We start from the raw sequence: 22,872 nt of genomic DNA on the forward strand, positions 1-22,872 counted from the left end.
GGAGAAAAAAGATATGGCAAGAATGAGAAGAAGCAGCGAACAGACCCTGGAATACAAGATTGAACAGGCAGAAGCAAAGGTTGCAAAAACCAGAGAAGCACATGAAAAAGCGGTTGATGAATTAAAAAAACTGTACGATATAAGAAAGGCATATCAGAGAGATGAACTGCTAAAAGCGATGAAAAACAGCAGTCGTTCTTATGAAGAGATCCTGGCATTTATTACCTCGGGAGAGACATCAGAGGATGAGCAAAACAGGACTGAATAAGCCTGTAAACAGGCAGGACAAGTAAATTTAGCATAGTTGTTTGGGTGAAATCCTGCATTTAGGGGATTTATTTTCGGAAGTTCACAATTGACATTAGCAGTAACGGGGGATATAATGGCATTAAATCAAATAGGTACAAAAATGTATACCTACAAAACTTTTGATTATTGAACCTTGAAAATTGAATGAGCTGTATGGGTGCCTTTCGGGCTTAAAGGTAACACAGGATTCCACCGCTGTATCAGAGAGTAGTATGTGGAAACCGAAGATACTCCGGCAACGGCTGGTATGCTTGAGAAGAAGCTGCCAGTATTCAGAAAGATTTCTGATAGAGGTCAATTGTAACGTTGACACCGCCATATACAAATGGAAGCCAACACGCCGAACAGAATGGAAAATCATCGTAAGAAGTCCAAACAAAAAGTATATGTACTGACAACGGGCATAACCGCTGTCTGGGAGGTGATGCAGAAGAATACGGAGGAAAGGAGGTATGTGCATCATGAGAAAAACAACAGAGTATAAGGCTGAGAATCGTCTGACGGTAGATATTGAAGGATTAATGGCAATGTTATCCTGCGGAGAAGTAACTGCAAAGAAAATTGCAGATTATGCAGAAGCAAGAGTGATTATTGGAAGACGTGTTCTTTATAACGTGGATAAGATAAAAAAATATCTTGATGCAATGGCAGTGTAATGAAAGATGAGAAGATAAAATACAACAACTTTCCTTCGGAATGAAAAGTAAAAAAGGGAAAATATTCCTGTAAAACAGGCAAATAAAAATTAGTATTTTGCAGGAATTTACCCTTGGAAATCATAAAATATTATGTTAATCTGTGAGCAGATATCAGACAGTAAATGACTGATACCGACAGGACAAAAATCATTCCGAATAACGAAAAATGAAGTGAAAGGAATGATTGATATGGCAAGAAAAGATAATAAAGGCAGAAATTTAAAAACAGGTGAATACCAGCGCCCGGATGGACGTTATGAGTATCGCTACAAGGATGAAATTACCGGAAAGCGTAATTCGGTTTATGCAGCTGATCTGGCGAGTCTGCGAGAAATGGAAAAGAAGATCAATAAGGATATGGATGATCTGCTTATTACAGACGCATCAGTCAAGAAGCTGACTGTAAATACTTTGTTTGAGCGATACATGGCAACAAAGAATATCAAGGAAAGAACGAAAAAGAATTATATCCATATGTGGGACTATCGGATACGAAATACTTTGGGAAATATTCGTGTTGTAGATTTTAAGACATCTCACGTAAGGACGTTCTTTTCAGCATTGTCAGATGAAGGACTGGCACACAGTACTATCAAAGGTCTTTATGGCTTATTGAATCCCAGTTTTGAACTGGCAGTGGAAGATGGGATTATCCGTAAGAATCCGGTAACAGGAACACTTGGAGATTACGGGGCTCCGGCAAAGGAGAAAGAAGCACTGACACTGGAACAGCAGGAAAAACTTCTGAAGTTTGTTGAACAGAGTAATGTGTATAAGCCTCATCTTCCAATGATGCAGGTTATGTTTGGGGCTTGCCTGAGAGTGAGTGAAACCATCGGCTTAACCTGGTCGGATGTGGATATGAAGAACCGAGAGATCCATGTAGGTGGACAGCTTGTGTATTATGAAGGTGATGAAGGGTATTGTTTCCATGATTCAGAAACCAAAACGGATGCAGGAATCAGAGACATTCCTATGACACAGATGGTATATGATGTGTTCCGTGAACAGAGAGAGCTGAACCTGATGCTTGGTTTACAGAGTAATGTGGAGATTGGTGGACGCAGTGGATTCATCTTCAATACAAAGCATGGACGTCCGATCATGCCGGCGGGAGTGAACAGCTTTCTGAAAAATATTGTCAATGCCTATAATAAGAAAGAAAGCAAACTGGCAGAAGAAGAGAAGCGAGAGCCGGAGCTGATGCCGCCTATTTCATCGCATACTCTTCGTCATACGGGATGTACCAGACTGGGTGAGAATAATGTCAATCCCAAAGTTATGCAGTATGTGATGGGCCATTCAGATGCACAGATTACAATGAATGTCTATAATCATATTGCAGAGAAGTCTCATGTGGAGAACGAGATGTCTAAAATGAACCTGCCGGAAACCGTACCTGCTGTGGTATAAACCAGAAGCCGTTGTCGTAAAATGTGGTAAGAAAATCAGACGAATCTATTTTTCCAAGAATTTGTGGTAAAAATGTGGTCAAATCAAGAAAATCGAGTGCGAAAGTAAGTGAAAAATCCCTGTGAAGCTCGTAAAATCAAGGCTTCACAAAATCTTCACAAAATAATTAGCACTCACATCTTGACAGTGCTAACAATCGGTGCTATATTAAAAACCGTAATAAGAAACTACCTATACAAAACGCAGCCCCTGCGAGTTACTTTTTTAAAGAGCCGCGGCAGCTGCGTTTTATATATAAAAATAGTTGGGTGGAATTATTTTCATTCACCCAAGCTGAAGGAGGAGAGCCTATGAACATCAGCAAATTTACGCAGAAATCCGTACAGGCTGTTCAGGATCTGGAGAAGGTTGCTTACGAATATGGCAACCAGGAAATCGAACAGGAGCATCTGTTATATACCCTCCTGACACAAGAAGACAGCCTGATTCTCAAACTGATCGAGAAGATGGAAATAAATAAAGAATATTTTCTGAACACAGTAAAGAACGCCCTGGATGCAAAAGTCAAAGTATCTGGCGGCGAACTCCGGTTCGGACAATATCTGAATAGGGCACTTGTAAATGCAGAAGATGAAGCTAAGGCAATGGGAGATGAATACGTATCCGTAGAGCATCTTTTCCTGTCCCTGCTGAAATATCCAAGCCCCAGCATGAAGAAAATCTGGAGCGAATTTGGCATTACCAAAGAACGCTTCCTGCAGGCACTTTCCACAGTACGTGGAAACCAGCGTGTAGTAAGCGACAATCCGGAAGCCACTTATGATACTTTAAATAAATATGGCGAGGATCTTGTGGAAAAGGCAAGAAGCCAGAAGCTGGATCCGGTCATTGGACGTGACAGTGAGATCCGGAATGTGATCCGTATTCTTTCCCGTAAGACCAAGAACAATCCGGTTCTCATCGGTGAACCTGGTGTTGGTAAAACAGCCGCTGTGGAAGGTCTTGCACAGCGAATTGTAGCAGGAGATGTTCCGGAAGCACTGAAGGATAAGAAAATTTTTGCTCTGGATATGGGTGCACTGGTAGCAGGTGCCAAATACCGTGGTGAATTTGAGGAACGTCTGAAAGCAGTTCTTGAAGAGGTAAAAAAGAGCGAAGGTCAGATCATCCTGTTTATTGATGAGCTTCATCTGATCGTAGGTGCAGGTAAGACGGATGGCGCAATGGATGCCAGCAATATGCTGAAACCAATGCTTGCCCGTGGTGAGCTTCACTGCATCGGTGCTACCACACTGGATGAGTATCGTCAGTATATTGAGAAAGACGCTGCCCTGGAACGTCGTTTCCAGCCGGTTATGGTAGATGAGCCAACTGTGGAAGATACCATTTCTATCCTTCGTGGTCTGAGAGAACGTTACGAAGTATTCCATGGTGTTAAAATCACAGACAGCGCACTTGTTGCAGCTGCAACACTTTCACATCGTTATATTACAGACCGTTTTCTTCCGGATAAGGCAATTGACCTGGTAGATGAGGCCTGTGCCCTGATCAAAACAGAGCTGGATTCCATGCCAACTGAGCTGGATGAGCAGCGCCGTAAAATCGATCAGATGAAAATGGAAGAGTTGTCTCTGAAGAAGGAAACCGATAATTTAAGCAAAGAGCGTCTGGAAGAGCTCCAGAAGGAGCTTGCGGAAATGCAGGATTCCTTTAATACCCAGAAGGCTCAGTGGGAGAACGAGAAACATTCTGTAGAGAAGCTTCAGAAGCTTCGTGAACAGATTGAGGATATGAACAAACAGATCCAGATCGCAAGACAGAACTATGATCTGGAGAAAGCTTCCGAACTGCAGTATGGCGAGCTGCCGAAATTACAGCAGCAGCTGGAAATTGAAGAGCGCAATACAAAAGAGAGTGACAGAAGCCTTGTCCACGAAGTAGTAACAGACGATGAAATCGCAAGGATCATTTCCCGTTGGACTGGCATTCCGGTAGCAAGGCTGACAGAGGGAGAGCGTGCCAAACTGCTTCATCTGGAAGATGAGCTCCACAAACGTGTTATCGGTCAGGAGGAAGGTGTGCGCCGTGTAACCGATGCCATCCTTCGTTCCAAAGCAGGAATCAAAGATCCGACCAAACCAATCGGTTCTTTCCTGTTCCTTGGACCTACCGGTGTTGGTAAAACAGAGCTTGCCAAAACCCTTGCACAGACTCTTTTCGATGATGAGCAGAATATGGTTCGTATTGACATGAGCGAGTACATGGAGAAATACTCTGTATCCAGACTGATCGGAGCTCCTCCAGGATATGTTGGATACGAGGAAGGCGGACAGCTTACAGAGGCTGTTCGTCGGAAACCGTACAGCGTTGTACTTTTCGATGAGATTGAGAAGGCACATCCAGATGTATTCAATGTACTTCTGCAGGTACTGGATGATGGTCGTATTACCGATTCCCAGGGACGTACTGTAGACTTCAAGAATACAATTCTGATCATGACCTCCAATATCGGATCTCCTTATCTGCTGGATGGTATTGATGAAAATGGAGAAATCAAGGAAGAAGCCCAGAAAGAGGTTATGGATGATCTGCGCGGACATTTCCGTCCGGAATTCCTGAACCGTCTTGATGAGATCATTCTGTTTAAGCCGTTGACAAAAGATAATATTGGTAGTATCGTTGATCTGATGGTAAAAGAGCTGAATGACCGTCTTGCCGACCAGGAGCTTTCCCTGGAGCTGACAGATGCAGCCAAGAAGGATGTCATTGACAATGGTTACGATCCTGTCTACGGTGCAAGACCTCTGAAGCGTTATCTTCAGAAATATGTAGAGACACTGACTGCCAGAAAAATCCTTTCAGGCGAAGTCCATACCGGCGATACACTGGTACTGGATGTGGAGAATGGAGAGTATGTGGTTAAAGTGAAGTAAAGGAAAAGAAAAGGAGTCCAAGTCTTATGATACCAAAAGATCCTATGATTCTGCTTAGTTATGTAAATACCCAGCTTCGGGATTATTACGATTCTCTGGAAGCACTGTGCACCTGCCGCGGACTGAACAGGGAATCCCTGTTGGATAAGATGGATTCCATCGACTACCACTACGACGAAGAGACCAATCAGTTTATTTGAAATCACAATATTCAATAATTTAATACCGCTTGTCAAAGCTGTGAAAACCGCTTGGCAGGCGGTGTTTTTTTGCTACAGGAATTTCCTGTTACGTATTACATAAAAAGCTTACCAGGCGGGATTGCACTGCGACGGAAGGGGTGTTGTCGCTCCAGGCGACCCGCCGCAAATGGAGAATCCTGCAAGCAGGATTCTTTTTACCATGAAAATTCCGGACAACAGATAATGTGGTCTTATACATAATAATTAGCCGACAAAATAAATACATATTTTAAATTCAATAAATTTAAGACACAAATCTAAAAAAAATATAAACTGCACAAAAAACACTTGCGTTTCTTGTGAAAAAGTGTAAACTATAAAATTAGTCGGCTAACTAATATGAGAAAGCTGAACAGGAACTTGAAACTGTAATACACACTCCAAAGCTTGTATCTCAGTTTCAGACAGCAAGTGAGGTGAGAATTTGGAAAACAACAATGAGAAAAGCATTCAACGTCTGATTATGGAAATCAGCCGCATGTATATGGAAAAATGCTTTGGTAAACTTAAAAGTCTGGGAATCCATCCAAGACAAATGCCTATTCTGGCTGTTCTGTGGAAAGAAAACGGATGCAGCCAGAAAGAACTGGCCAGCCAGTTAGGCGTGAAGCCGCCTACTGTTACCGTAAGTATCCAACGCCTGGAAAAAATCGGTATTATAGTTCGAAAACAGGATGAAAAAGATCAACGCATAAGCCGGATTTATCTTACAGAAGAAGGAAAAGCAATAATTAATGAAGGTATGCGCATGGCAAAGGAAGGAGAAAAACAGGTTCTGAACGGATTTTCCGAAAGTGAGTTATGTCTGATGAAACGATTCTGCATACAGATTAAGGAAAATATTGCGGCAATGCCAGCACCAGAGTTTTCACCGGAAGAAATGTGCATGGGACATTTTTGCCATAATAAAAAGTAGCACAGGAAACTGAAAAACAAAGCAACAGGCAGAAAAGCCTGGATGTTTTGAAAAAATGTAGAAAGGACAACCCAAGCATGATTAAATTAATGAAGTATCTGAAAAAATCAGCAGGCTACGTCGTCCTGATCATTGGACTGCTGTTTTTGCAGGCATACTGTGATCTGTCCTTGCCGGATTATACCTCCAAGGTAATTAACGTAGGTATCCAGCAGGGGGGAATACCAGATGGTGTTCCGGAAAAAATGCGTCAGAGCACAATGGAAAATCTGCAGATTTTTATGGACGAAGACACACAGAAAGAAGTTCAGGACTCTTATGTCCTGGATGGAGACACATATGAACTGAAAGGTGGCATTACAGGGGATAAACGTGAGGAATTAAACGATCTTCTGTGCAAACCTCTGATGATGTACACCTCTTTTACCTCTGGCAGTGAAGAGAGCCAGAAAATGCTTTCCCAGATGCAGGTACCGGAAGGAACGGACCCAATGCAGGTTTTGTCAGCAATGCCGGAGGATGCAAAAAAACAGATGCTGGAGGCTGCAGATGAGAAGCTTTCCGACATGCCGGAATCCATTCTTACACAGGCCGCTGTCAGTGGTGTAAAAACAGAATACGAAGCTATGGGCGAGGATTCGGACGCAATTCAGATGAATTACATCCGGACATCCGGAATCCAGATGGTTCTGATGGCGCTGGTGATCATGCTGACCGCTGTAAGTGTTACCTTCCTTTCAGCAAGAGTGGCAGCAGCCCTTGGACATGATCTGCGAGATAATGTATACCGCAAGGTTATTCATTTCTCCAGTAACGAATATCATAAATTTTCCACTGCATCCCTGATCACGCGAAGTACCAACGATGTGCAGCAGGTACAGCAGGTTATGACCATGATGTTCAGAATCGTTCTGTATGCGCCCATCCTTGGCATCGGAGGCGTGATCAAGGTTCTCCAGACCGATTCCTCCATGACCTGGATCCTTGGAGCCGCAGTAGCCATCATTCTGATTGTTATTTTTGTACTGTTCCAGATTGCAATGCCGAAATTCACCAGGCTGCAGACTCTCATTGACCGTCTGAACCTGGTAACCAGGGAAATCCTTACCGGAATCCCGGTTATCCGCGCATTCAGCCGTGAGAAGCATGAGGAAGAGCGTTTTGAAAAAGCAAATATGGATCTGACAAAGACAAACCTGTTTGTAAACCGCTGTATGACATTTATGATGCCGATCATGATGCTGATCATGAACGGTGTATCTGTAGCGATTATCTATTTCGGTGCACATGGCGTTGACAATGGAACTATGCAGGTAGGAAATATGATGGCATTTATCCAGTACGCTATGCAGATTATTATGTCCTTCCTGATGATCACAGCTATTTCCATTATGCTCCCAAGGGCAAACGTGGCAGCAGGCCGAATCTGTGAGGTTCTGGAAATGGAGCCATCTGTAAATGATCCGGAGGAACCGGTAATGCCAGATAAGCAGGAAAAAGGAACGGTCGAATTTGACCATGTAAGCTTCGCTTATCCGGAAGCAGGGGAAAATGTCATCAACGACATTACCTTTAAGGCAGAAAAAGGCCAGACTGTTGCTATCATCGGAAGTACCGGAAGCGGCAAGAGTACGCTGATCAACCTGATCCCCAGATTTTATGATGCAACGAAGGGCTGTGTCAAAGTAGATGGTGTGGATGTACGAAATATGACACAGCATGAGCTTCGTGACCGTCTGGGCTATGTACCTCAGAAGGGAGTCCTGTTCTCTGGAACCATCGACTCCAACATTCGTTACGGTAAGCCGGATATGCCAGAGGAAGATGTAAAACTGGCAGCTCAGATCGCACAGTCTGATGACTTTATTGAAGCGAAACCGGAAGGCTACAAAGCACCTATTTCCCAGGGAGGAAATAATGTATCCGGTGGCCAGAAGCAGCGTCTTTCCATTGCAAGAGCGATTGCCAAAAAGCCGGAAATCCTGATTTTTGACGACAGCTTTTCCGCACTTGATTTCAAGACTGACAGCAAGCTTCGCAAGGCCCTGAAGGAAAAGACAAAGGATATTACCACGATTATCGTAGCACAGCGAATCAGCACCATCCTGAATGCAGATCAGATCATCGTGCTGGATGACGGAAATATGGCAGGCATCGGTACCCACAAGGAACTGATGAAGAACTGTGAGGTTTACCGCCAGATCGCCATGTCACAGCTTTCAGAGGAGGAATTAGCATGAGTGAAAACAAAGCCAGAGGCCCTGTGATGGGTGGTCATCGGAGCCGTGCAATGAACTCCGGGGAAAAGGCAAAAGACTTTAAAGGAGCAATGAAACGACTTTTGAAATACATGGAACGCTACAAAATCCGTTTCGTTCTCATGTTTCTGTTTGCAATTGCAGGAACTATTTTTAACATTGTAGGACCAAAGATCCTTGGAAAGGCAACAACAGAGCTTTTTAACGGCCTGGTAGCCAAGGTAAACGGCACCGGAAGCATTGATTTTGAAAAAATTGGCTATATTTTGTTATGGACATTAGGACTGTATCTGGCAAGTGCCTGCTTCTCCTTTATCCAGGGTTATGTGATGACCGGAATTTCCAACGACGTTACCTACAATTTACGTAAAGATATTTCAAAGAAATTCAGCCGCCTCCCAATGAACTATTATGAGAGCCGGACAAACGGCGAAATCCTTTCCCGCGTAACGAACGATGTGGATACCCTTCAGATGAGCCTGAACCAGAGTATTACCCAGCTGATCACATCAGTTACCACCCTGATCGGTGTGTTTGTGATGATGCTGTCCATCAATGTGTGGATGACTCTGGCTGCCCTTCTGATCCTTCCGCTGTCCATGTTTATCATCAATTTCGTTATGAAGCACTCCCAGAAATATTTCCAGGCACAGCAGAAGTATCTGGGGGAGGTAAATGGCCAGATTGAAGAGAACTATGGCGGACACAATGTAGTGAAGGTATTTAATAAAGAAGAAGACGTAGTTGCAGAATTTGAAAAAGACAACCAGAAGCTTTACGAATCAGCCTGGAAATCCCAGTTTTTCTCCGGAATCATGATGCCGGTCATGCAGTTTGTTGGAAATCTTGGATATGTTATGGTAGCCCTTCTTGGAGGATGGTTCACGATCAAAGGTTCTATTGAAGTAGGTGATATTCAGTCCTTCTTCCAGTATATCCGCAACTTTACCCAGCCCATCCAGCAGATTGCACAGGTAACCAACCTGCTTCAGTCCTCAGCTGCCGCTTCCGAGCGTGTGTTTGAGTTTCTGGATGAGGAGGAAGAGGAGACCACCAAAGAGAATGCCGTTTCTATTGACGGGCTCAGCGGAAATGTAGAATTTGATCATGTAAGCTTCGGCTACAATCCGGAAAAGATCATTGTCCATGATTTTTCGGCAAAGGTCAGAGACGGTCAGAAAATTGCAATTGTAGGTCCTACCGGTGCAGGAAAAACCACCATGGTTAAGCTGCTCATGCGCTTCTATGATGTAAACAGTGGTTCTATTAAAGTAGATGGCCATGATGTAAAAGATTTCAACAGAAGCGAGCTTCATGAAATGTTTGGAATGGTGCTTCAGGATACCTGGCTGTTTTCCGGAACCATTATGGAAAACATCCGCTATGGACGGCTGGATGCTACCGATGAGGAAGTGATCGCAGCAGCAAAGGCTGCTCATATCCACAACTTTATCATGCAGCAGCCGGGAGGCTATAACATGGTTCTGGATGAGGAGACCAGCAATGTTTCCCAGGGCCAGAAGCAGCTCCTGACAATTGCAAGAGCCATTCTTGCAGACAATAAGATTCTGATCCTGGATGAGGCTACCTCCTCCGTTGATACCAGAACCGAGGTACAGATCCAGAAAGCTATGGATAACCTGATGAAAGGCAGAACCAGCTTTGTCATCGCTCACAGACTTTCCACCATCAGGGACGCAGATCTGATCCTGGTTATGAAGGATGGTGACATTATCGAGCAGGGCAGCCATGAAGAGCTGCTTGCAAAGAAAGGCTTCTACGCAGATCTTTACAACAGCCAGTTTGATAAGACGCAGACTGCATAAAAGTAAGTGAAACAGATAAAAAAATACAGCAGCTTTTTCGGAAAATATACGGAAAAACTGCTGTTTTTTTGTCTTCAGAGAGAAAAAATCCAGGGATTTGCTGTCTGTACTTTTACCCTCAGATAATGTATAATGGAGCAAAGTTTCTGCCGGAAAGGAAGGCAGGGACAAAGTCATGACAACGAAAAAACCTCATTTATTGCAGCAGCTCTGGGTGTCTTTTTACAAGACTGGTAGAAAGGGCTGCAGCGCGAATGTTAAAGGAGTATACCCCCAATGACAATTGATAATAAAGACGGAGCAGCTTTTCTTGCATACGTTACAGATAAATTAGAAACCAGGATCGCCCATATCAGCCAGTCCATTCTGGAAGGACAGAAGGATATCGAAGGAATGCATGAGTATTACTGGGAGAACTATACGGAGATGGACCAGTATGGTTACGAAAATTTCGATAACCAGCAGGCACTTCTTCACCAGATCAACGCCAACGAGCAGCAGATCCATTTGCGAAAAAGATTTCGTAAAATGCTGGATTCCCCTTTCTTTGGAAGAGTGGATTTCGTATTTGAAGGGGATGAGGAGCCGGAGATTTTTTATATTGGAATCGGAAATTTTGCAGAAGAGGCAGGGCATACGCCGCTGATCTATGACTGGCGTGCTCCTGTCAGCGGGCTTTTCTACGACTATGATAAAGGTCCGGCGTCTTACCAGGCACCGCTGGGAACCATCTGCGGTGAAATTGCCTCCAAGTGGCAGTACAAGATTCGAAATGGCCGTATGATTTACCAGTTTGAAAGTGATGTGAAGATTGATGACGAGATTCTTATGGCAGAGCTTGGCAGCGGAGGCAGCACTGCGCTGAAAAATATTGTCCGCACCATCCAGAAAGAGCAGAATGCCATCATCCGAAACACCAGGGATAAGATCATGGTAATCCAGGGCGCAGCCGGAAGCGGCAAGACCTCCATTGCCTTGCACAGAATTGCCTATCTTTTGTATCACGACCGCAAGAATCTGAAATCCTCCAATATCCTGATCCTGTCTCCCAACAGCATTTTTTCTGATTATATTTCCCATATACTTCCGGAACTGGGAGAGGAAAATATTAAAGAAATGAGCTTTGATCTTTTTGCCTACAGACAGTTGAAAGATACGGTATCTGACTGCGAAGACCGTTATGACCAGATTGAGCGCAGCCTGAATTTCCCGGATATGCCTTCCTTATATAAGGAAAAACAGTCCAGGGAATTTTTGAATCAGATGGAGGGGTATCTCACCTCCTTAGAAGATGAGCTGATGGATTTTCATGATGTGGAATATAAGAGCTTTACGAAAAAGGAAGAGGAGATCATTGATCTTTTTTACTTTAAATTTCAGGATATCCCTCTGTTATCACGTATGGAGGCAGTTGCAGAGAATTTCATTGATGAGGTAGAGACGCTTCGGGACAATGATATGGATGAGGAAGAACGTGCCATTGTAATGGAGAAATTCATGAATATGTATGAGACTCAGGATCTCTATGTGATCTACAGCCGTTTTCTGGAAAGCTGCGGCTATCCGGGACTTCCCCATGTACAGCTTCAGGAGCGAAAGCTCCGGTACGAGGACGTCTATCCGGTGCTTTACATGAAGTACCGCCTTCTTCGCCAGACCAGTCACAATGGTATCAAGCACCTGGTAGTAGACGAAATGCAGGATTATTCAAGGCTTCAGTATCTGATCCTTAAAATGATGTTTCCCTGCCGTATGACCATCCTGGGGGACAAAGCCCAGACTATGGAAGATGAGGCTCAGGATGTCCTGGGATTTTTACCGAAAATTTTCGGAAAAGAGATCCGCAGGATCGTCATGAACAAAAGCTACCGAAACACTGTGGAGATTGCTTCTTATGCGAATCAGCTTGCAGGGATTACAGATATGGATCTGTTTGATCGTCATGGCCAGCCAGTGGAAGAATTATTTTTTAAAGGGAAAAAACAGCAGGCAATGGAAGTGGCTCTGGATGAGCTTGTGAATAAGCTTCAGCTGGGAGCAGAACAGTTTGAGACAGCTGCGTTGATCCTTCGCACGGAATCTGAGGCAAAAGAAGCCGCCCGCATTTTGAAAGAAAAACTGGAAAATACAGGGTTTGATATGGAAAATCGTTTCTCGTACCTGCATCGTGACAGTACCAGCTTTTGCAAAGGCCTTACAGTTACTACGTTTTATCTTGCAAAAGGTCTGGAATTTGACCAGGTATTTTCCCTGTTCCCTGCAGCTGATCAGAGCCCGATTGCAAAACAGGGACGTTATATTGCTGCTACCAGAGCGCTTCATAAATTGCATATGTACGAATACGGAAAATAAATATTACAAAAGTATGACAAACAGAGCGTAAAATAAAAAAGAAATTCAGGTTGTCGAAATATGCTGTCAAATGCAACGTACATTTTGCAGACAGGATTTTACCAACACTCTTTGAAAAAATGTATAAAGTTCGTCACGAAAGTTTATAATATTTTCAATTTAGAGTTACTGTTCACTGGTAATATTCCGCGAGGTGTTTTTTGTGAACAAAGTTCACAGAAAACCCGAGAGTTGCGGCGCGAAATCATGCAAAGCATGATTTCTGTGCATCGCGAAGCGTGTTACTGTGAACGGAGTGAACAGTAACAATTTAGATTCTACAGTGGGAAATCCATTGACAGGCTTGTAATAAAATTGTAAAATACAGCTCGGGAGATTTTTATAAACGAGAAATATTTTCGTTTTGTTAATGAAATAGAATCATGTAGATTTACAAAATTTACTTATGAAAAGAAATAAGGAGGATACTATGAAGAACAAAAAGATTTTAGCAATCTTAACGATATCAGCAATTGTTTCTGCAGCTGCTACAGGCTGCAGTTTTGGCGGAGACGAGCCGGAAGAACAGGTAGTGGTAACTGAGACACCTGCTCCGGAAGCAACCGCTACACCTACTCCGGAGCCAACCATCGCGCCAGACGTACAGGACAGCACCTATACATCAAGCAATGGGGCTGTCTCCATTAAGCTTCCAGATGCTACCTGGTCCAATAAGGCGGATGAGGCAGATATGCTCAGCTTCGAATCCCCGGAGCAGGGTAAGATCCTGATCCTTCATGGACAGGGAGAAGAGGACATGTCTTCTGCTATGCTTCCGGATACGCAGGATCTGGCTGTGGCATTAGAGCAGGCTTCTGACCTTGCAGAAGGTACTGACTTTGAGATCCAGGATTATACCGCCAGTGATGTGGAGGGAGTAGGCGTTTATTCTTACACTGTGAAGTACACAGATGCTTCCAAGAGCGGCGGATATGTTTATGCGATCCATAAAATTTATAAGAGCTCTGATGAGTATTACAATATCTGCGGATCTGTTGTGGATGAGGCTTCTTATGCAGGAGTTAAGGCTGCAATTGATTCCTTCGGAATTGCAGGAGAGTCTTCTTTGAAAGCTGCTGCACCGGTACAGTCTTCTGACAGTGCAGACGGAAGCACTGAGGGAAGTACAGATGGTTCCACTGACGGAACACAGAGTGCAGGTACTGATTCTGCGTCCTCAGGTGATGGAAGCAGTGATGGAACAATCACAAACTCCGGCGGATTTACCCAGGAGCAGCTTACAGACACCAACCAGACCAGAACTATTTACCGTAACTCCGATGGCCATCCACTTGTAATTACTCCGGATGGAAATGGAAACTGGGTTGACTTTGATGGAAATACCTATCGTTTTGTAAATAATGAGGACGTTTACGATCAGAATGATGTGGATTATTACTGGCATGGAGAAGGTGCAGACGTATATTATATGCCTGTAGAGTAATAACAGAAAAAGCAGAATGTTGACTTACACGGACACAGCTACCCGGGATGGATGGCTGTGTCCGTGACAGTTGGAGGGAATATGGATAATTTTCAGGCTTATGGCGAATTTGCCAGAGTATATGATATGTTCCAGGACAATGTAATATAGCCATTTTAAAAGCCCGGAAACATAGCGTTTCTGGGCTTTTTCTCTGTATTCTGCAAATGTTCCGTTGTCCTCTGTTATCCTCTGTTTACCCCTGTTTTCCGCGGCTTTGTAGTAGAAACTGTAGTAAAATTCGTAGTAGAAAATCAGTAAAAAACTACAGCATAAAAGACCCTTATTATATACATATAATAACTATATATACATAACTATATAATAAATAAAATATATAGTAAAGATTTGTATATAATATAAAGTGTATCTATTTTTCTTTTAGGGGGTATTGTTTTTTAACTCATTTTCTTATTCGTTTTATGAGTGGGTTTTCTATACCCCCTTCTTTAAGTTCTTTAAAAATTTTTCGACTTACCTTACTGCTGTAGGTCTTTTTCTTTATCCTCTGTTTACCTTTGTTATCCTTGGTTATCCGAAGTAAGCTAGTTTATAGCGTTGTCCTCTGTTATCCTCTGTTTACCCTTTAGGCGTTCCAGGTATGACCGCAGTTCTGGCAGATACATACGGTCTTGTTCTTAAACTTTGTCTTCTCATTTCCTTTCGACTTCTTCCATACCAGGTTAGACATACCCAGGGTACATATAGCTGTAAGTCCACGCGCGGTATTATTGATATGACCGCCCAGACCGTTACCATGCTTCTTAGTCTTTCCTTCTACCTGTACCAGATCGACACTAACATTTTCGCTTTTACATTTTGGACATTTCATAATTTTTATCCCCCTAAGTGTTTTCTTTTATTATATCACCCAACGACGACAAAGAAAAGACCCTACAACTTTGCAGCTGTAGGGTCTTTTCTGGGTAAGTTTGGTGGCTCAAAATTGAGCCGCCAGTTCCGAACTGTAGCACTATTCTTTTACATATTCCATTATGTCTTCTGGCTGACAATCTAAGAAGGCACATATTTTACAGATCACTTCTGTATTTACTGGTTCGCCTTTAGACAGTTTAGCCAGTGTCGGGGAAGAAATTATTTGAAGTAAATCTGTTTTTTTCATTCCCCTACGGGCAAGAAGGTCGAATAACCTATAATACCTAAGTGGCATTTTTACACCCCCTTTCTAATATTAGTATACGCTAATATAATATAAGTGTCAACTAAAATATTTTTTGTTTTCGCTAAAAACCCTATTGACACAAATATTAACGTATGCTAATATAATATCAACGAAAACGAAATAAACATTAGCAAACACGAAAGGCGGTATATAAATGAAATCTTACAAAGAAACAAAAGCAGCGGTTAAAAGCTTAATCCTTAAAAAGCGTGGTATCTACAATATCTACAATCTGGATTTATCAATTCTTTACGAACAGGGGCATAACGTAACAAATGTCCAGAACGCCTTAGACTATTTTAAGTATAGCCCACAGGCTAAAAGCTTTATGGATAAGGTAGCGGCTATGTAGGGGCTTCGGCCCCTTCCAGAAAGGAAGTGCAGATATGAACAAGGACGCATGGTATCAGTATTTTACAGAGCGTAAAGCTGTAGCAGATCAGAACGCCGAACTGGTGGAAGAAAAATTTAAAGAGTGTGAAGCCTACACCGAAAAGGTGTTAAAGAAGAAATACCCGGAATGTGGGGTAGTCTTTACCAGACACGTCGAAGCAATTAAGGCCGGCTACTTCACAATCTGGATAGACACCGGAAGCGTTACACATAAAAATATCAAGCTGGAAGACTGCGGTATTACACCAGTGGAACTTAACAGCTATCCAGTAAGACCAGATCAAGCTTAAGGGGGTATATATGAGAACAGTATATAAGACAAAATACTACACCGTAAAGAAGGACGACGGCGGACCTACCCCGAAGTATCTTATCTACCGTGACGGTGTAGAGGTTAAAAAGTGTTCTTCCCAGGTGGAAGCGACTATGTGGGTATCCAGACAAAGGGGGCACCAAAATGAACATTGATAGCATGATACAAGGAAATCCCCAGGCGCTTGTTACTTCGTATAACGGCGTTCTGGTGGCGGACAGCCTGGAAGTAGCGGAACGCTTCGGCAAGCCACATAAAAATGTACTTAGAACGATCGACAGCCTGGTAACTGAAGTGGCAACGCAAAATTGCGCCACCAACGCCGAACCAGAAGACTACTTTATCCTGGCGGAATATCAGAACCGCGGGAAGACCTATAAAAAGTATCTTCTTACCCGCGACGGCTTTAGTCTTCTGGTAATGGGATTCACTGGACCAGCTGCTTTACACTGGAAGCTTTTGTACATTGAAGCCTTTAACAAAATGGAACAGGCACTACGAAGCAACGTAGATATACGCCAGCTGGTAACACAGATCACGACCGACGTACTTCGTACCGTTCTTCCAGATATTCGACAGGCTGTAGAGCCGCCGCCAGAGATCGAAGACGGAAGGGTACACAATTCCAGACGCTTAGACTTCCTGTATGGGAATGACGAAGCCTTACCGAACTTCCTTACCGTGTACGACATACGGGACTACTTAGGGATAGGACAAAGACAGGCTTACGAACTGGTAAAAAGCGAAGGGTTCCCGGCGAAGAAGTTAGGTAATTCCTACCGGATACCGAAAGACGACTTCTTAGACTGGGTTAAGAAACAATAGAAAGGGGTGCTAAGAAAATGCTTTACAGCGAATTTTTAAAGGGTACACGGGCGCCAGAAACGCCCGATACCTACGATCAGTTCCAGATCATAGGACAAATTTACGAAGATTGCGAAGGAATGACAAAGGAAGAAGCTTACCGTATCTGGAAGCAGACCTACGGCCGCGAACTTAAACGCCGTGAACTTCGCCAGCGGGAACGCCTGGAACTTTTAATTAACCGGGAAGACTATGATAGCGCCGATCGCCCACACCGGGCAGCGATCTACCACGAACTTAGTACTCTTTTCTGGGCGGCATATTACAATAAAGACGGTAGCCGGTGCCGCCTTGCCACGGAAGGGCGCTGTTTTACAGACGTATACGGTATTACCTGGATACTGCGATACGACGGACGATACCCGAACGGGAACACGATCTTTAAGTTATGTGCTGTAGTCCGTGGGCGTATGCTGGATACCGATTTTACAAACTGAAAGGGGGTATTCTAGTGGAATGTGCAGTAGTGATAGTGGAAAACGGTTGTATCGTGATCTATAAGAGTGACGACCGTTTGAAGCTTGAAAAGGAAGTGATACGGGCGAAGAAATCCGGTTTTCCTTACGCCATAATTGTACCGCGTGACACCGATACTACAGTTTAAAAATATTTTTATGTGACAGAGGTAAACAGAGGATAACAGAGGGTAACGACGACACACGGCGGAAGTTATAAAAATTGTCGTGAAGACAAGTCGTATTTGTATCCTTATATTTTACACTGTATAATTGTCACACAGACAAATAAACAAGTAAAACCGTCACAAGGACAACGGCAAAGGAGAGAAAAAAGCAATGAACAAAGTAAAGTATTACAGACTAATTAGTGGTCTGTTACTCAAAGACCTGTCAGAGAAAACAGGGTTATCCGTGGGGCATTTATCCCACATTGAAAACGGTAATAAGCAGCCGTCTAAGTCCGCTATGGAATCTATAGCATTAGCTGTAGGAAGTACGGTACCAGAAGTCTTTTATACGCCGCTTACGGCAGAAGAAAAAGAAGAAATGGAACACCTGGGCGACGAGGTAGACAATGGCTAAAGCCAGAGAACCGAAAGTATTTAGAAGTATGGACGATCTGCCTTTAATGCTTACGCCATACGACTTAATGGACTTTCTGGGAAAGGGCCAGCGACAGACCTACGAACTTATCCATAGTGAGGGCTTCCCATATGTACAGGACGGCCCGAAGATAAAGATACCTAAGTGGCTGCTTATAGAATTTATAAATGAGAAAGTAAGGAAGGGGGAACCTTTGTAATGAAAATCCAGGAAGTGACGATAGAAGGCTACCAGTCACACACAAATAGTACCTTTCGTCTTTCCCCTGGGCTGACGGTCATTACCGGACCGTCGGACGCCGGAAAGACAGCGATCATAAGAGCGCTTCGGTGGTTCGCTTTTAATGAGCCGACCGGGGAAGCGTTCTTACACACAATCCGTAACCCGGACGGGTCCGTTAAAGAAGCTGTAGACCAGGTTAAGGTATCCGTAACATTTGATAACGGTATCACGATCACGAAGACCCGTAGAAAGGGTAAGACGACCTATACACACAGCGCTTTCCCTACAGCGTGGGAAAAGGCAGAGATACCGCCAGAGATTAAGGAAACCCTGGGACTGGTAAAACAGCAGTACGGTGATTTTGAAACCTGTTTAAATTTTGCTTTCCAGCTGGACGCGCCTTTTATGCTTTCGGAAAGCGCGAGCGTAGGGGCGAAGGTCTTAGGAAAGCTGGCGGGTACAGAAATCGTAGATAAGTCGATCAGTGAGGTAAATAAAAAGACCCACCAGACACGTAACGATATTTCTTACGCCGACAAACAGATAGGGGAAATCGACGTATCCCTTACGGAATACTTCGACCTTGACCGGTTCGACGCTGAACTTAAAATAGCGGAAGCTACCTTTACAAAATTAAAGGAAGATCAGAGCCGACACGTTACCCTTACGGCACTTATGAACAGCTACCAGCTGAATACAGAACAGCGTATTAAATACTACGACGAAGTGGAACGTCTGGCCGGTGTGGTCGTCGCTTCTGTATCGCTTGGTATCGCGGAACGCGAACAGGCGAAAAGAGAAAAGCTGGAAGACCTTAACGTAGGATTCTGGAAAGCGGTACAAGATCAGAACGAACCTTTAAGGGTTATCCGTATTACACGGAATCTGGAAGACTTACAGTCTGATCTTAAGGAAGTGGAAACAGACGTAATAAGGTACGACGCGCTTTTAGGCTTTCAGTATGGTTATATCAATTTACAGGAAACCATAAGAAGAACGTCGGCGCTGGTAGTGAAGTTAGACCAGGCGGTAGGGCTTTCGTTCATGCTGGACGAAGCAGAAAAAGATACACAAGCCTTAGAAGCCCTGGAACGTGCCTATAAGCGATTTAACGAAGTAAGCGAAGAAGAACGCGACTTACGATATAAGGTATCTTCCCTGGGGAACACAGAAGCCCTGGCGGACATTCTAGGAAGCATTTCTAAGCAGTACGACGAACTGGACAACCTTAAGAGGATAAACGTGGTAAGTCAGACAAGACAGCTTTCCTATGAAGCAGCTGGAAGATATGTAGAAAAATGTAACAGAGAATTAGAGGAAGCACAGGAAGAATTACAGGCCGCCTGGGAAGCTGCCGGGGGCGTGTGTCCATTGTGCGGAAGTGAGGTAAAAGAAAATTGTACACATTAAACGACTTCTTTTGTGGGTGTGGTGGTCTTGGTCTGGGTTTCCAGAACGCCGGGTTTAAGATCGTTGGCGCCTGGGATTTTGACAAGTACGCTGTAGCCACATACAGGGAAAATGTAGGCGATCATGTGGTACAGGCAGATATACAGAAAATGTGTATTGAAGATGTACCGAAAGCCGACGTCTGGGCGTTTGGGTTTCCTTGCCAGGACTTAAGCGTAGCCGGAAAACAGGCGGGTATAAAGTTGGAATGTGCCGACTGCGGTACCGTATGGGAAGTGTCCGCGGAAACTTACAGCGAAGAAAATTTATGTCCGGGTTGCGGTGGTACGAACCACAGGGCAGCGACCAGAAGCGGTATGTTTTTTGAAATCATGCGGCTGCTGGCCGAAGCAAGAGAGAGAGAGCCGGAGAAGGTTCCGAAAGTGCTTGTAGCGGAAAACGTGAAGGCGTTAAGGAAACTTCTACCAGTGCTGGAAGCTGAATATGGAAAAGCCGGGTATAAGTGCCACGCACAGTTATTTAATAGCAAATACTGGGGCGTACCACAGAATAGGGAAAGGTATATAGTTGTCGGTACTTTGGACAGCTTGCCAGATACCTACACATACCCAGAAGAACAACACGACTACGTACCGAAGCTTTCTACAATCTTGGAAGCTGATGTAGACGACAAGTTTTATATCGCCGACGAAAAGGCCCACAAGATCATAGACCAGGCGTTACAGCGTATTTCTTCTATGGGTAAGGTACACGCCACGATTACGCCGAACAGAGTAGATAAAAGGCAGAATGGGCGTAGATCGAAGGAAGACGAAGACCCTATGTTTACGTTGACCGCCCAGGACTTACACGGCGTTATTGTAGACGACACTTACGGCTATCCTACAGAGAGAGAGAGAGAGAGAGAGCCGGAAAAGGATTTACACAGAGGTAGCCCCGACACTACGGAGCAGTCGGCAAGGGGTAAAGGTGGTAGAGAATACCACGAAAAGCGATACGGAAAAGACGCCCCCTTGTTCCCGATAGTCGAAGCTACAAAAGTCGGGATAGCTGTAGGGAGATATGGGGACGCCATAAATATAGCTTACCCGGAAAGTAACACCAGGCGCGGACGGGTCGGAAAAGAAATAGCCCAGTCGTTGCTTACAGGGTGTTCCCAGGTGGTTATATGTGATAAGAAAGGCGGAGAAAATGACACATGATTGTAGAGAGAGAGAGAGAGAGAGAGAGCCAGCGCCTACCGGCCATAGATCAGCTAATACAGGACGGCGTAATACAGGCACAGCGTAACGGGAAAGGAACCTTTATAGGGTGTTCCCCTACGTTACTGGCGTCGGACTACAAACAAGTACCGCTGGTACTGGAAAGGGTAGACGAATGTATGAATACAGAGAGAGAGAGAGAGAGAGCAACGGCCGCAAGGGCTACCGGAAATAGAGGTGATAGGAATGTTAGAGAGTAGCGGACACGATCACAGTAGACGGGTACACGACCCGGAAGGTATTAGCCCGACAGCTACAGCTGTAGCGGGTGGTACACATCATATTAAAATCTTCGATCACACGAAGTATAGAGTAAGAAAACTTACGCCGACGGAATACGGCAGACTACAGGCGTTTCCTATGGATAACTGGAAACAGGTTGTAAGTAATTCACAGGCGTATAAGCAGTTCGGAAACGCGGTTACCGTAACATTGGCGGAAGGTATCGGTAAGTCTATTATCGGTTATCTGGACAGTGTTTTAGGGGGTGCGGCAGTTTGAAAAACGATTTTATCATACGTGGAAAGGAAGCTACGCTTTTTGTAGAAGCGCCGCCAAACGTGGGCTATGGTTCCGTGGAAGTAAAACTAGATGCTGCGGATATGGACGTAGTTAAGTCTTGGCCTGGTACATGGTTTTCCTTTATCCATAAAAGCAATGGACAGCTTTATATAAGAGCGACCGCCCACCGTGTCGGCGGTAAGGTAGTAAATGTTCCGGGCTTTGAACAGAAGCAGCCGCTTTTACATAGGGTTATATCGAAGCCGGAACGCGGACAGAACACAATCTTTAAGGACGGCAATAGCTTAAATCTTACCAAGGATAACCTTATTAACCTTCCGATCGGCGAAAGCTACGTACCGGTAGAGCCTACCGGTCCAGAATACGCCGACATGGTTAAGGGTGTCCACTACCGGAAAGATAAACAGCGTTACGAAGTCCGGTGTTTCTACAAAGGAAAAGCCCATAACCTGGGGGTTTATAAGGACGTCGGCGTAGCGAACGAACACGCTACGGACTTCCGTAACCTGGGACCAGACGGCTACCTTACGAAATACGGAAAGTGGGGTACAGTCTAATGGGTTTATATGAAGGCGGTTTGTTTAAGGTATCCCGTAAACTTGACGGAAAAGGACGCTTACAGCTTCCGGGGGATTTTAGAGAAGCTGTAGGGTTCGCCTTAGACGAAGAAGTGGAAGTAGCCGCGGTCATGTTGAAAGACAGCAAAAAGGCGGCACTTATGATAACCAGAAAGGAAGGTAATACAAAATGACAGCAAAAGACTTAAGATCGCTACTTTATGACGCACCAGACAATAGCGAAGTTGTGATACTGAATGAAAACGCACCGATCAAAGGAGCTGTACCGGTATATCAGACTTTTACCCTTAAAGTGGACGCCGGTAGCAAAGTGGTACTTATGTATCAGAGTAAAAACGGAAAGGAAGGTACGAAGTAATGGATATTAAAGAACGTATTGAGAAAGCAAAAGAAAGACTGGAAGCTGCTAAAAATGCAAAGACAAAGGCGGAAACACAGCTGGAAGCCGCACAGGAACAGTGTGATAAGGTCGTAGAAGAAATGAAGCAGTTAGGCGTTACCCCGGATACGATCGAAGCAGAGATTACCCGCTTGTCGGAATCCGTAGAAGAAAACCTTAAGAATGTGGAAAGTAACATACCGGAAGTTTAGGGGG

28 protein-coding genes are annotated in these 22,872 nt (G+C 44.2%); 26 read left to right on the plus strand and 2 right to left on the minus strand.

Annotated features, from left to right (window positions below):
- Positions 1–13 precede the first annotated feature (13 nt).
- The 10 genes from ABHC48_RS02775 to ABHC48_RS02820 all read left to right on the plus strand — a co-directional run bounded on the left by ABHC48_RS02775 (position 14) and on the right by ABHC48_RS02820 (position 14,430).
- Positions 14–268 (plus strand): ErpK protein, encoded by a 255-nt coding sequence (locus ABHC48_RS02775; RefSeq protein WP_117688670.1) that lies wholly within the window; start codon positions 14–16, stop codon positions 266–268.
- A 502-nt stretch (positions 269–770) separates the two neighbouring features.
- Complete coding sequence (locus ABHC48_RS02780; RefSeq protein ID WP_026649299.1) at positions 771–965, plus strand: hypothetical protein; 195 nt, start codon at positions 771–773, stop codon at positions 963–965.
- Between the two features lie 231 nt (positions 966–1,196).
- Positions 1,197–2,420, plus strand: coding sequence for a tyrosine-type recombinase/integrase (locus tag ABHC48_RS02785; protein WP_195379260.1), 1,224 nt, complete (start codon positions 1,197–1,199; stop codon positions 2,418–2,420).
- Positions 2,421–2,770: 350 nt separating this feature from the next.
- A complete protein-coding gene (gene clpB / locus ABHC48_RS02790; protein WP_195379261.1) occupies positions 2,771–5,353 on the plus strand; it encodes an ATP-dependent chaperone ClpB in 2,583 nt (860 codons plus the stop codon).
- Positions 5,354–5,379: 26 nt separating this feature from the next.
- Positions 5,380–5,553 carry a DUF4250 domain-containing protein gene (locus tag ABHC48_RS02795; RefSeq protein ID WP_118582984.1) on the plus strand — a complete coding sequence of 58 codons (174 nt, stop codon included), beginning with the start codon at positions 5,380–5,382 and terminating at the stop codon, positions 5,551–5,553.
- A gap of 466 nt (positions 5,554–6,019) precedes the next feature.
- Positions 6,020–6,511 (plus strand): MarR family transcriptional regulator, encoded by a 492-nt coding sequence (locus tag ABHC48_RS02800; protein WP_227198725.1) that lies wholly within the window; start codon positions 6,020–6,022, stop codon positions 6,509–6,511.
- A 77-nt stretch (positions 6,512–6,588) separates the two neighbouring features.
- Positions 6,589–8,751, plus strand: coding sequence for an ABC transporter ATP-binding protein (locus tag ABHC48_RS02805; RefSeq protein WP_195379262.1), 2,163 nt, complete (start codon positions 6,589–6,591; stop codon positions 8,749–8,751).
- Positions 8,748–10,595, plus strand: coding sequence for an ABC transporter ATP-binding protein (locus tag ABHC48_RS02810; RefSeq protein ID WP_195379263.1), 1,848 nt, complete (start codon positions 8,748–8,750; stop codon positions 10,593–10,595). The genes ABHC48_RS02805 and ABHC48_RS02810 overlap by 4 nt, the downstream gene beginning before the upstream one ends.
- A 276-nt stretch (positions 10,596–10,871) precedes the next feature.
- The gene (locus tag ABHC48_RS02815; RefSeq protein WP_347505134.1) at positions 10,872–12,947 is read left to right on the plus strand and encodes a UvrD-helicase domain-containing protein; all 2,076 of its coding nucleotides are present in this window, start codon (positions 10,872–10,874) and stop codon (positions 12,945–12,947) included.
- A gap of 469 nt (positions 12,948–13,416) precedes the next feature.
- Positions 13,417–14,430: a hypothetical protein gene (locus ABHC48_RS02820; RefSeq protein WP_173735218.1), complete on the plus strand. Its 1,014-nt coding sequence runs from the start codon at positions 13,417–13,419 to the stop codon at positions 14,428–14,430.
- Positions 14,431–15,055: 625 nt separating this feature from the next.
- On the opposite strand, the gene ABHC48_RS02825 is transcribed toward ABHC48_RS02820, so the two are convergent.
- A complete protein-coding gene (locus ABHC48_RS02825) occupies positions 15,056–15,301 on the minus strand; it encodes a hypothetical protein (protein WP_118173891.1) in 246 nt (81 codons plus the stop codon).
- A 141-nt stretch (positions 15,302–15,442) separates the two neighbouring features.
- Positions 15,443–15,640 (minus strand): helix-turn-helix transcriptional regulator, encoded by a 198-nt coding sequence (locus ABHC48_RS02830; protein WP_195699826.1) that lies wholly within the window; start codon positions 15,638–15,640, stop codon positions 15,443–15,445.
- A gap of 166 nt (positions 15,641–15,806) precedes the next feature.
- On the opposite strand from ABHC48_RS02830, the gene ABHC48_RS02835 reads away from it, so the two are divergent.
- From ABHC48_RS02835 to ABHC48_RS02910, 16 genes are all read left to right on the plus strand, one after another.
- Complete coding sequence (locus ABHC48_RS02835; RefSeq protein ID WP_195699827.1) at positions 15,807–16,004, plus strand: hypothetical protein; 198 nt, start codon at positions 15,807–15,809, stop codon at positions 16,002–16,004.
- 34 nt (positions 16,005–16,038) lie between these two features.
- Positions 16,039–16,335, plus strand: a complete 297-nt coding sequence (locus ABHC48_RS02840; RefSeq protein WP_195699828.1) for a hypothetical protein — start codon at positions 16,039–16,041, stop codon at positions 16,333–16,335.
- 10 nt (positions 16,336–16,345) lie between these two features.
- Positions 16,346–16,513, plus strand: a complete 168-nt coding sequence (locus ABHC48_RS02845; RefSeq protein WP_195699829.1) for a hypothetical protein — start codon at positions 16,346–16,348, stop codon at positions 16,511–16,513.
- Positions 16,503–17,183 carry a Rha family transcriptional regulator gene (locus tag ABHC48_RS02850; RefSeq protein WP_195699830.1) on the plus strand — a complete coding sequence of 227 codons (681 nt, stop codon included), beginning with the start codon at positions 16,503–16,505 and terminating at the stop codon, positions 17,181–17,183. Before ABHC48_RS02845 ends, ABHC48_RS02850 begins: the two co-directional genes overlap by 11 nt.
- Positions 17,184–17,200: 17 nt before the next feature.
- A complete protein-coding gene (locus ABHC48_RS02855; RefSeq protein WP_195699831.1) occupies positions 17,201–17,659 on the plus strand; it encodes a hypothetical protein in 459 nt (152 codons plus the stop codon).
- A 14-nt stretch (positions 17,660–17,673) separates the two neighbouring features.
- Positions 17,674–17,826 (plus strand): hypothetical protein, encoded by a 153-nt coding sequence (locus tag ABHC48_RS02860; RefSeq protein ID WP_195699832.1) that lies wholly within the window; start codon positions 17,674–17,676, stop codon positions 17,824–17,826.
- A 190-nt stretch (positions 17,827–18,016) separates the two neighbouring features.
- Positions 18,017–18,262 (plus strand): helix-turn-helix transcriptional regulator, encoded by a 246-nt coding sequence (locus ABHC48_RS02865; RefSeq protein WP_118173887.1) that lies wholly within the window; start codon positions 18,017–18,019, stop codon positions 18,260–18,262.
- A complete protein-coding gene (locus tag ABHC48_RS02870) occupies positions 18,255–18,482 on the plus strand; it encodes a helix-turn-helix domain-containing protein (RefSeq protein WP_195274017.1) in 228 nt (75 codons plus the stop codon). The genes ABHC48_RS02865 and ABHC48_RS02870 overlap by 8 nt, the downstream gene beginning before the upstream one ends.
- Positions 18,482–19,915, plus strand: coding sequence for an AAA family ATPase (locus ABHC48_RS02875; protein WP_195699833.1), 1,434 nt, complete (start codon positions 18,482–18,484; stop codon positions 19,913–19,915). Before ABHC48_RS02870 ends, ABHC48_RS02875 begins: the two co-directional genes overlap by 1 nt.
- Entirely contained in the window at positions 19,903–21,117 is a 1,215-nt protein-coding gene (locus ABHC48_RS02880; RefSeq protein ID WP_243284543.1) for a DNA cytosine methyltransferase, read from the plus strand. Before ABHC48_RS02875 ends, ABHC48_RS02880 begins: the two co-directional genes overlap by 13 nt.
- Positions 21,114–21,377, plus strand: a complete 264-nt coding sequence (locus ABHC48_RS02885; protein WP_195699834.1) for a hypothetical protein — start codon at positions 21,114–21,116, stop codon at positions 21,375–21,377. Before ABHC48_RS02880 ends, ABHC48_RS02885 begins: the two co-directional genes overlap by 4 nt.
- Positions 21,364–21,678, plus strand: coding sequence for a DNA cytosine methyltransferase (locus tag ABHC48_RS02890; protein WP_195699835.1), 315 nt, complete (start codon positions 21,364–21,366; stop codon positions 21,676–21,678). Before ABHC48_RS02885 ends, ABHC48_RS02890 begins: the two co-directional genes overlap by 14 nt.
- The gene (locus ABHC48_RS02895; protein WP_347505135.1) at positions 21,675–22,256 is read left to right on the plus strand and encodes a hypothetical protein; all 582 of its coding nucleotides are present in this window, start codon (positions 21,675–21,677) and stop codon (positions 22,254–22,256) included. Before ABHC48_RS02890 ends, ABHC48_RS02895 begins: the two co-directional genes overlap by 4 nt.
- Positions 22,256–22,450, plus strand: a complete 195-nt coding sequence (locus ABHC48_RS02900; RefSeq protein ID WP_195699837.1) for a hypothetical protein — start codon at positions 22,256–22,258, stop codon at positions 22,448–22,450. Before ABHC48_RS02895 ends, ABHC48_RS02900 begins: the two co-directional genes overlap by 1 nt.
- Positions 22,447–22,635: a hypothetical protein gene (locus ABHC48_RS02905; protein ID WP_195274022.1), complete on the plus strand. Its 189-nt coding sequence runs from the start codon at positions 22,447–22,449 to the stop codon at positions 22,633–22,635. Before ABHC48_RS02900 ends, ABHC48_RS02905 begins: the two co-directional genes overlap by 4 nt.
- Complete coding sequence (locus tag ABHC48_RS02910; RefSeq protein WP_118173879.1) at positions 22,635–22,868, plus strand: hypothetical protein; 234 nt, start codon at positions 22,635–22,637, stop codon at positions 22,866–22,868. The genes ABHC48_RS02905 and ABHC48_RS02910 overlap by 1 nt, the downstream gene beginning before the upstream one ends.
- Positions 22,869–22,872: the final 4 nt, after the last annotated feature.

This window comes from Ruminococcus sp. 1001136sp1 (assembly GCF_039841815.1).
Classification (GTDB): Bacteria; Bacillota; Clostridia; order Lachnospirales; family Lachnospiraceae; genus Blautia_A; species Blautia_A faecis.

Coding starts and splice junctions, on each gene's coding strand:
- ABHC48_RS02775 (WP_117688670.1), top strand. CDS start 14: ATGGCAAGAATGAGAAGAAGCAGCGAACAGACCCTGGAATACAAGATT.
- ABHC48_RS02780 (WP_026649299.1), top strand. CDS start 771: ATGAGAAAAACAACAGAGTATAAGGCTGAGAATCGTCTGACGGTAGAT.
- ABHC48_RS02785 (WP_195379260.1), top strand. CDS start 1,197: ATGGCAAGAAAAGATAATAAAGGCAGAAATTTAAAAACAGGTGAATAC.
- clpB (WP_195379261.1), top strand. CDS start 2,771: ATGAACATCAGCAAATTTACGCAGAAATCCGTACAGGCTGTTCAGGAT.
- ABHC48_RS02795 (WP_118582984.1), top strand. CDS start 5,380: ATGATACCAAAAGATCCTATGATTCTGCTTAGTTATGTAAATACCCAG.
- ABHC48_RS02805 (WP_195379262.1), top strand. CDS start 6,589: ATGATTAAATTAATGAAGTATCTGAAAAAATCAGCAGGCTACGTCGTC.
- ABHC48_RS02810 (WP_195379263.1), top strand. CDS start 8,748: ATGAGTGAAAACAAAGCCAGAGGCCCTGTGATGGGTGGTCATCGGAGC.
- ABHC48_RS02815 (WP_347505134.1), top strand. CDS start 10,872: ATGACAATTGATAATAAAGACGGAGCAGCTTTTCTTGCATACGTTACA.
- ABHC48_RS02820 (WP_173735218.1), top strand. CDS start 13,417: ATGAAGAACAAAAAGATTTTAGCAATCTTAACGATATCAGCAATTGTT.
- ABHC48_RS02825 (WP_118173891.1), bottom strand. CDS start 15,301: ATGAAATGTCCAAAATGTAAAAGCGAAAATGTTAGTGTCGATCTGGTA.
- ABHC48_RS02830 (WP_195699826.1), bottom strand. CDS start 15,640: ATGCCACTTAGGTATTATAGGTTATTCGACCTTCTTGCCCGTAGGGGA.
- ABHC48_RS02835 (WP_195699827.1), top strand. CDS start 15,807: ATGAAATCTTACAAAGAAACAAAAGCAGCGGTTAAAAGCTTAATCCTT.
- ABHC48_RS02840 (WP_195699828.1), top strand. CDS start 16,039: ATGAACAAGGACGCATGGTATCAGTATTTTACAGAGCGTAAAGCTGTA.
- ABHC48_RS02845 (WP_195699829.1), top strand. CDS start 16,346: ATGAGAACAGTATATAAGACAAAATACTACACCGTAAAGAAGGACGAC.
- ABHC48_RS02850 (WP_195699830.1), top strand. CDS start 16,503: ATGAACATTGATAGCATGATACAAGGAAATCCCCAGGCGCTTGTTACT.
- ABHC48_RS02855 (WP_195699831.1), top strand. CDS start 17,201: ATGCTTTACAGCGAATTTTTAAAGGGTACACGGGCGCCAGAAACGCCC.
- ABHC48_RS02865 (WP_118173887.1), top strand. CDS start 18,017: ATGAACAAAGTAAAGTATTACAGACTAATTAGTGGTCTGTTACTCAAA.
- ABHC48_RS02870 (WP_195274017.1), top strand. CDS start 18,255: ATGGCTAAAGCCAGAGAACCGAAAGTATTTAGAAGTATGGACGATCTG.
- ABHC48_RS02875 (WP_195699833.1), top strand. CDS start 18,482: ATGAAAATCCAGGAAGTGACGATAGAAGGCTACCAGTCACACACAAAT.
- ABHC48_RS02885 (WP_195699834.1), top strand. CDS start 21,114: ATGATTGTAGAGAGAGAGAGAGAGAGAGAGAGCCAGCGCCTACCGGCC.
- ABHC48_RS02890 (WP_195699835.1), top strand. CDS start 21,364: ATGTTAGAGAGTAGCGGACACGATCACAGTAGACGGGTACACGACCCG.
- ABHC48_RS02900 (WP_195699837.1), top strand. CDS start 22,256: ATGGGTTTATATGAAGGCGGTTTGTTTAAGGTATCCCGTAAACTTGAC.
- ABHC48_RS02905 (WP_195274022.1), top strand. CDS start 22,447: ATGACAGCAAAAGACTTAAGATCGCTACTTTATGACGCACCAGACAAT.
- ABHC48_RS02910 (WP_118173879.1), top strand. CDS start 22,635: ATGGATATTAAAGAACGTATTGAGAAAGCAAAAGAAAGACTGGAAGCT.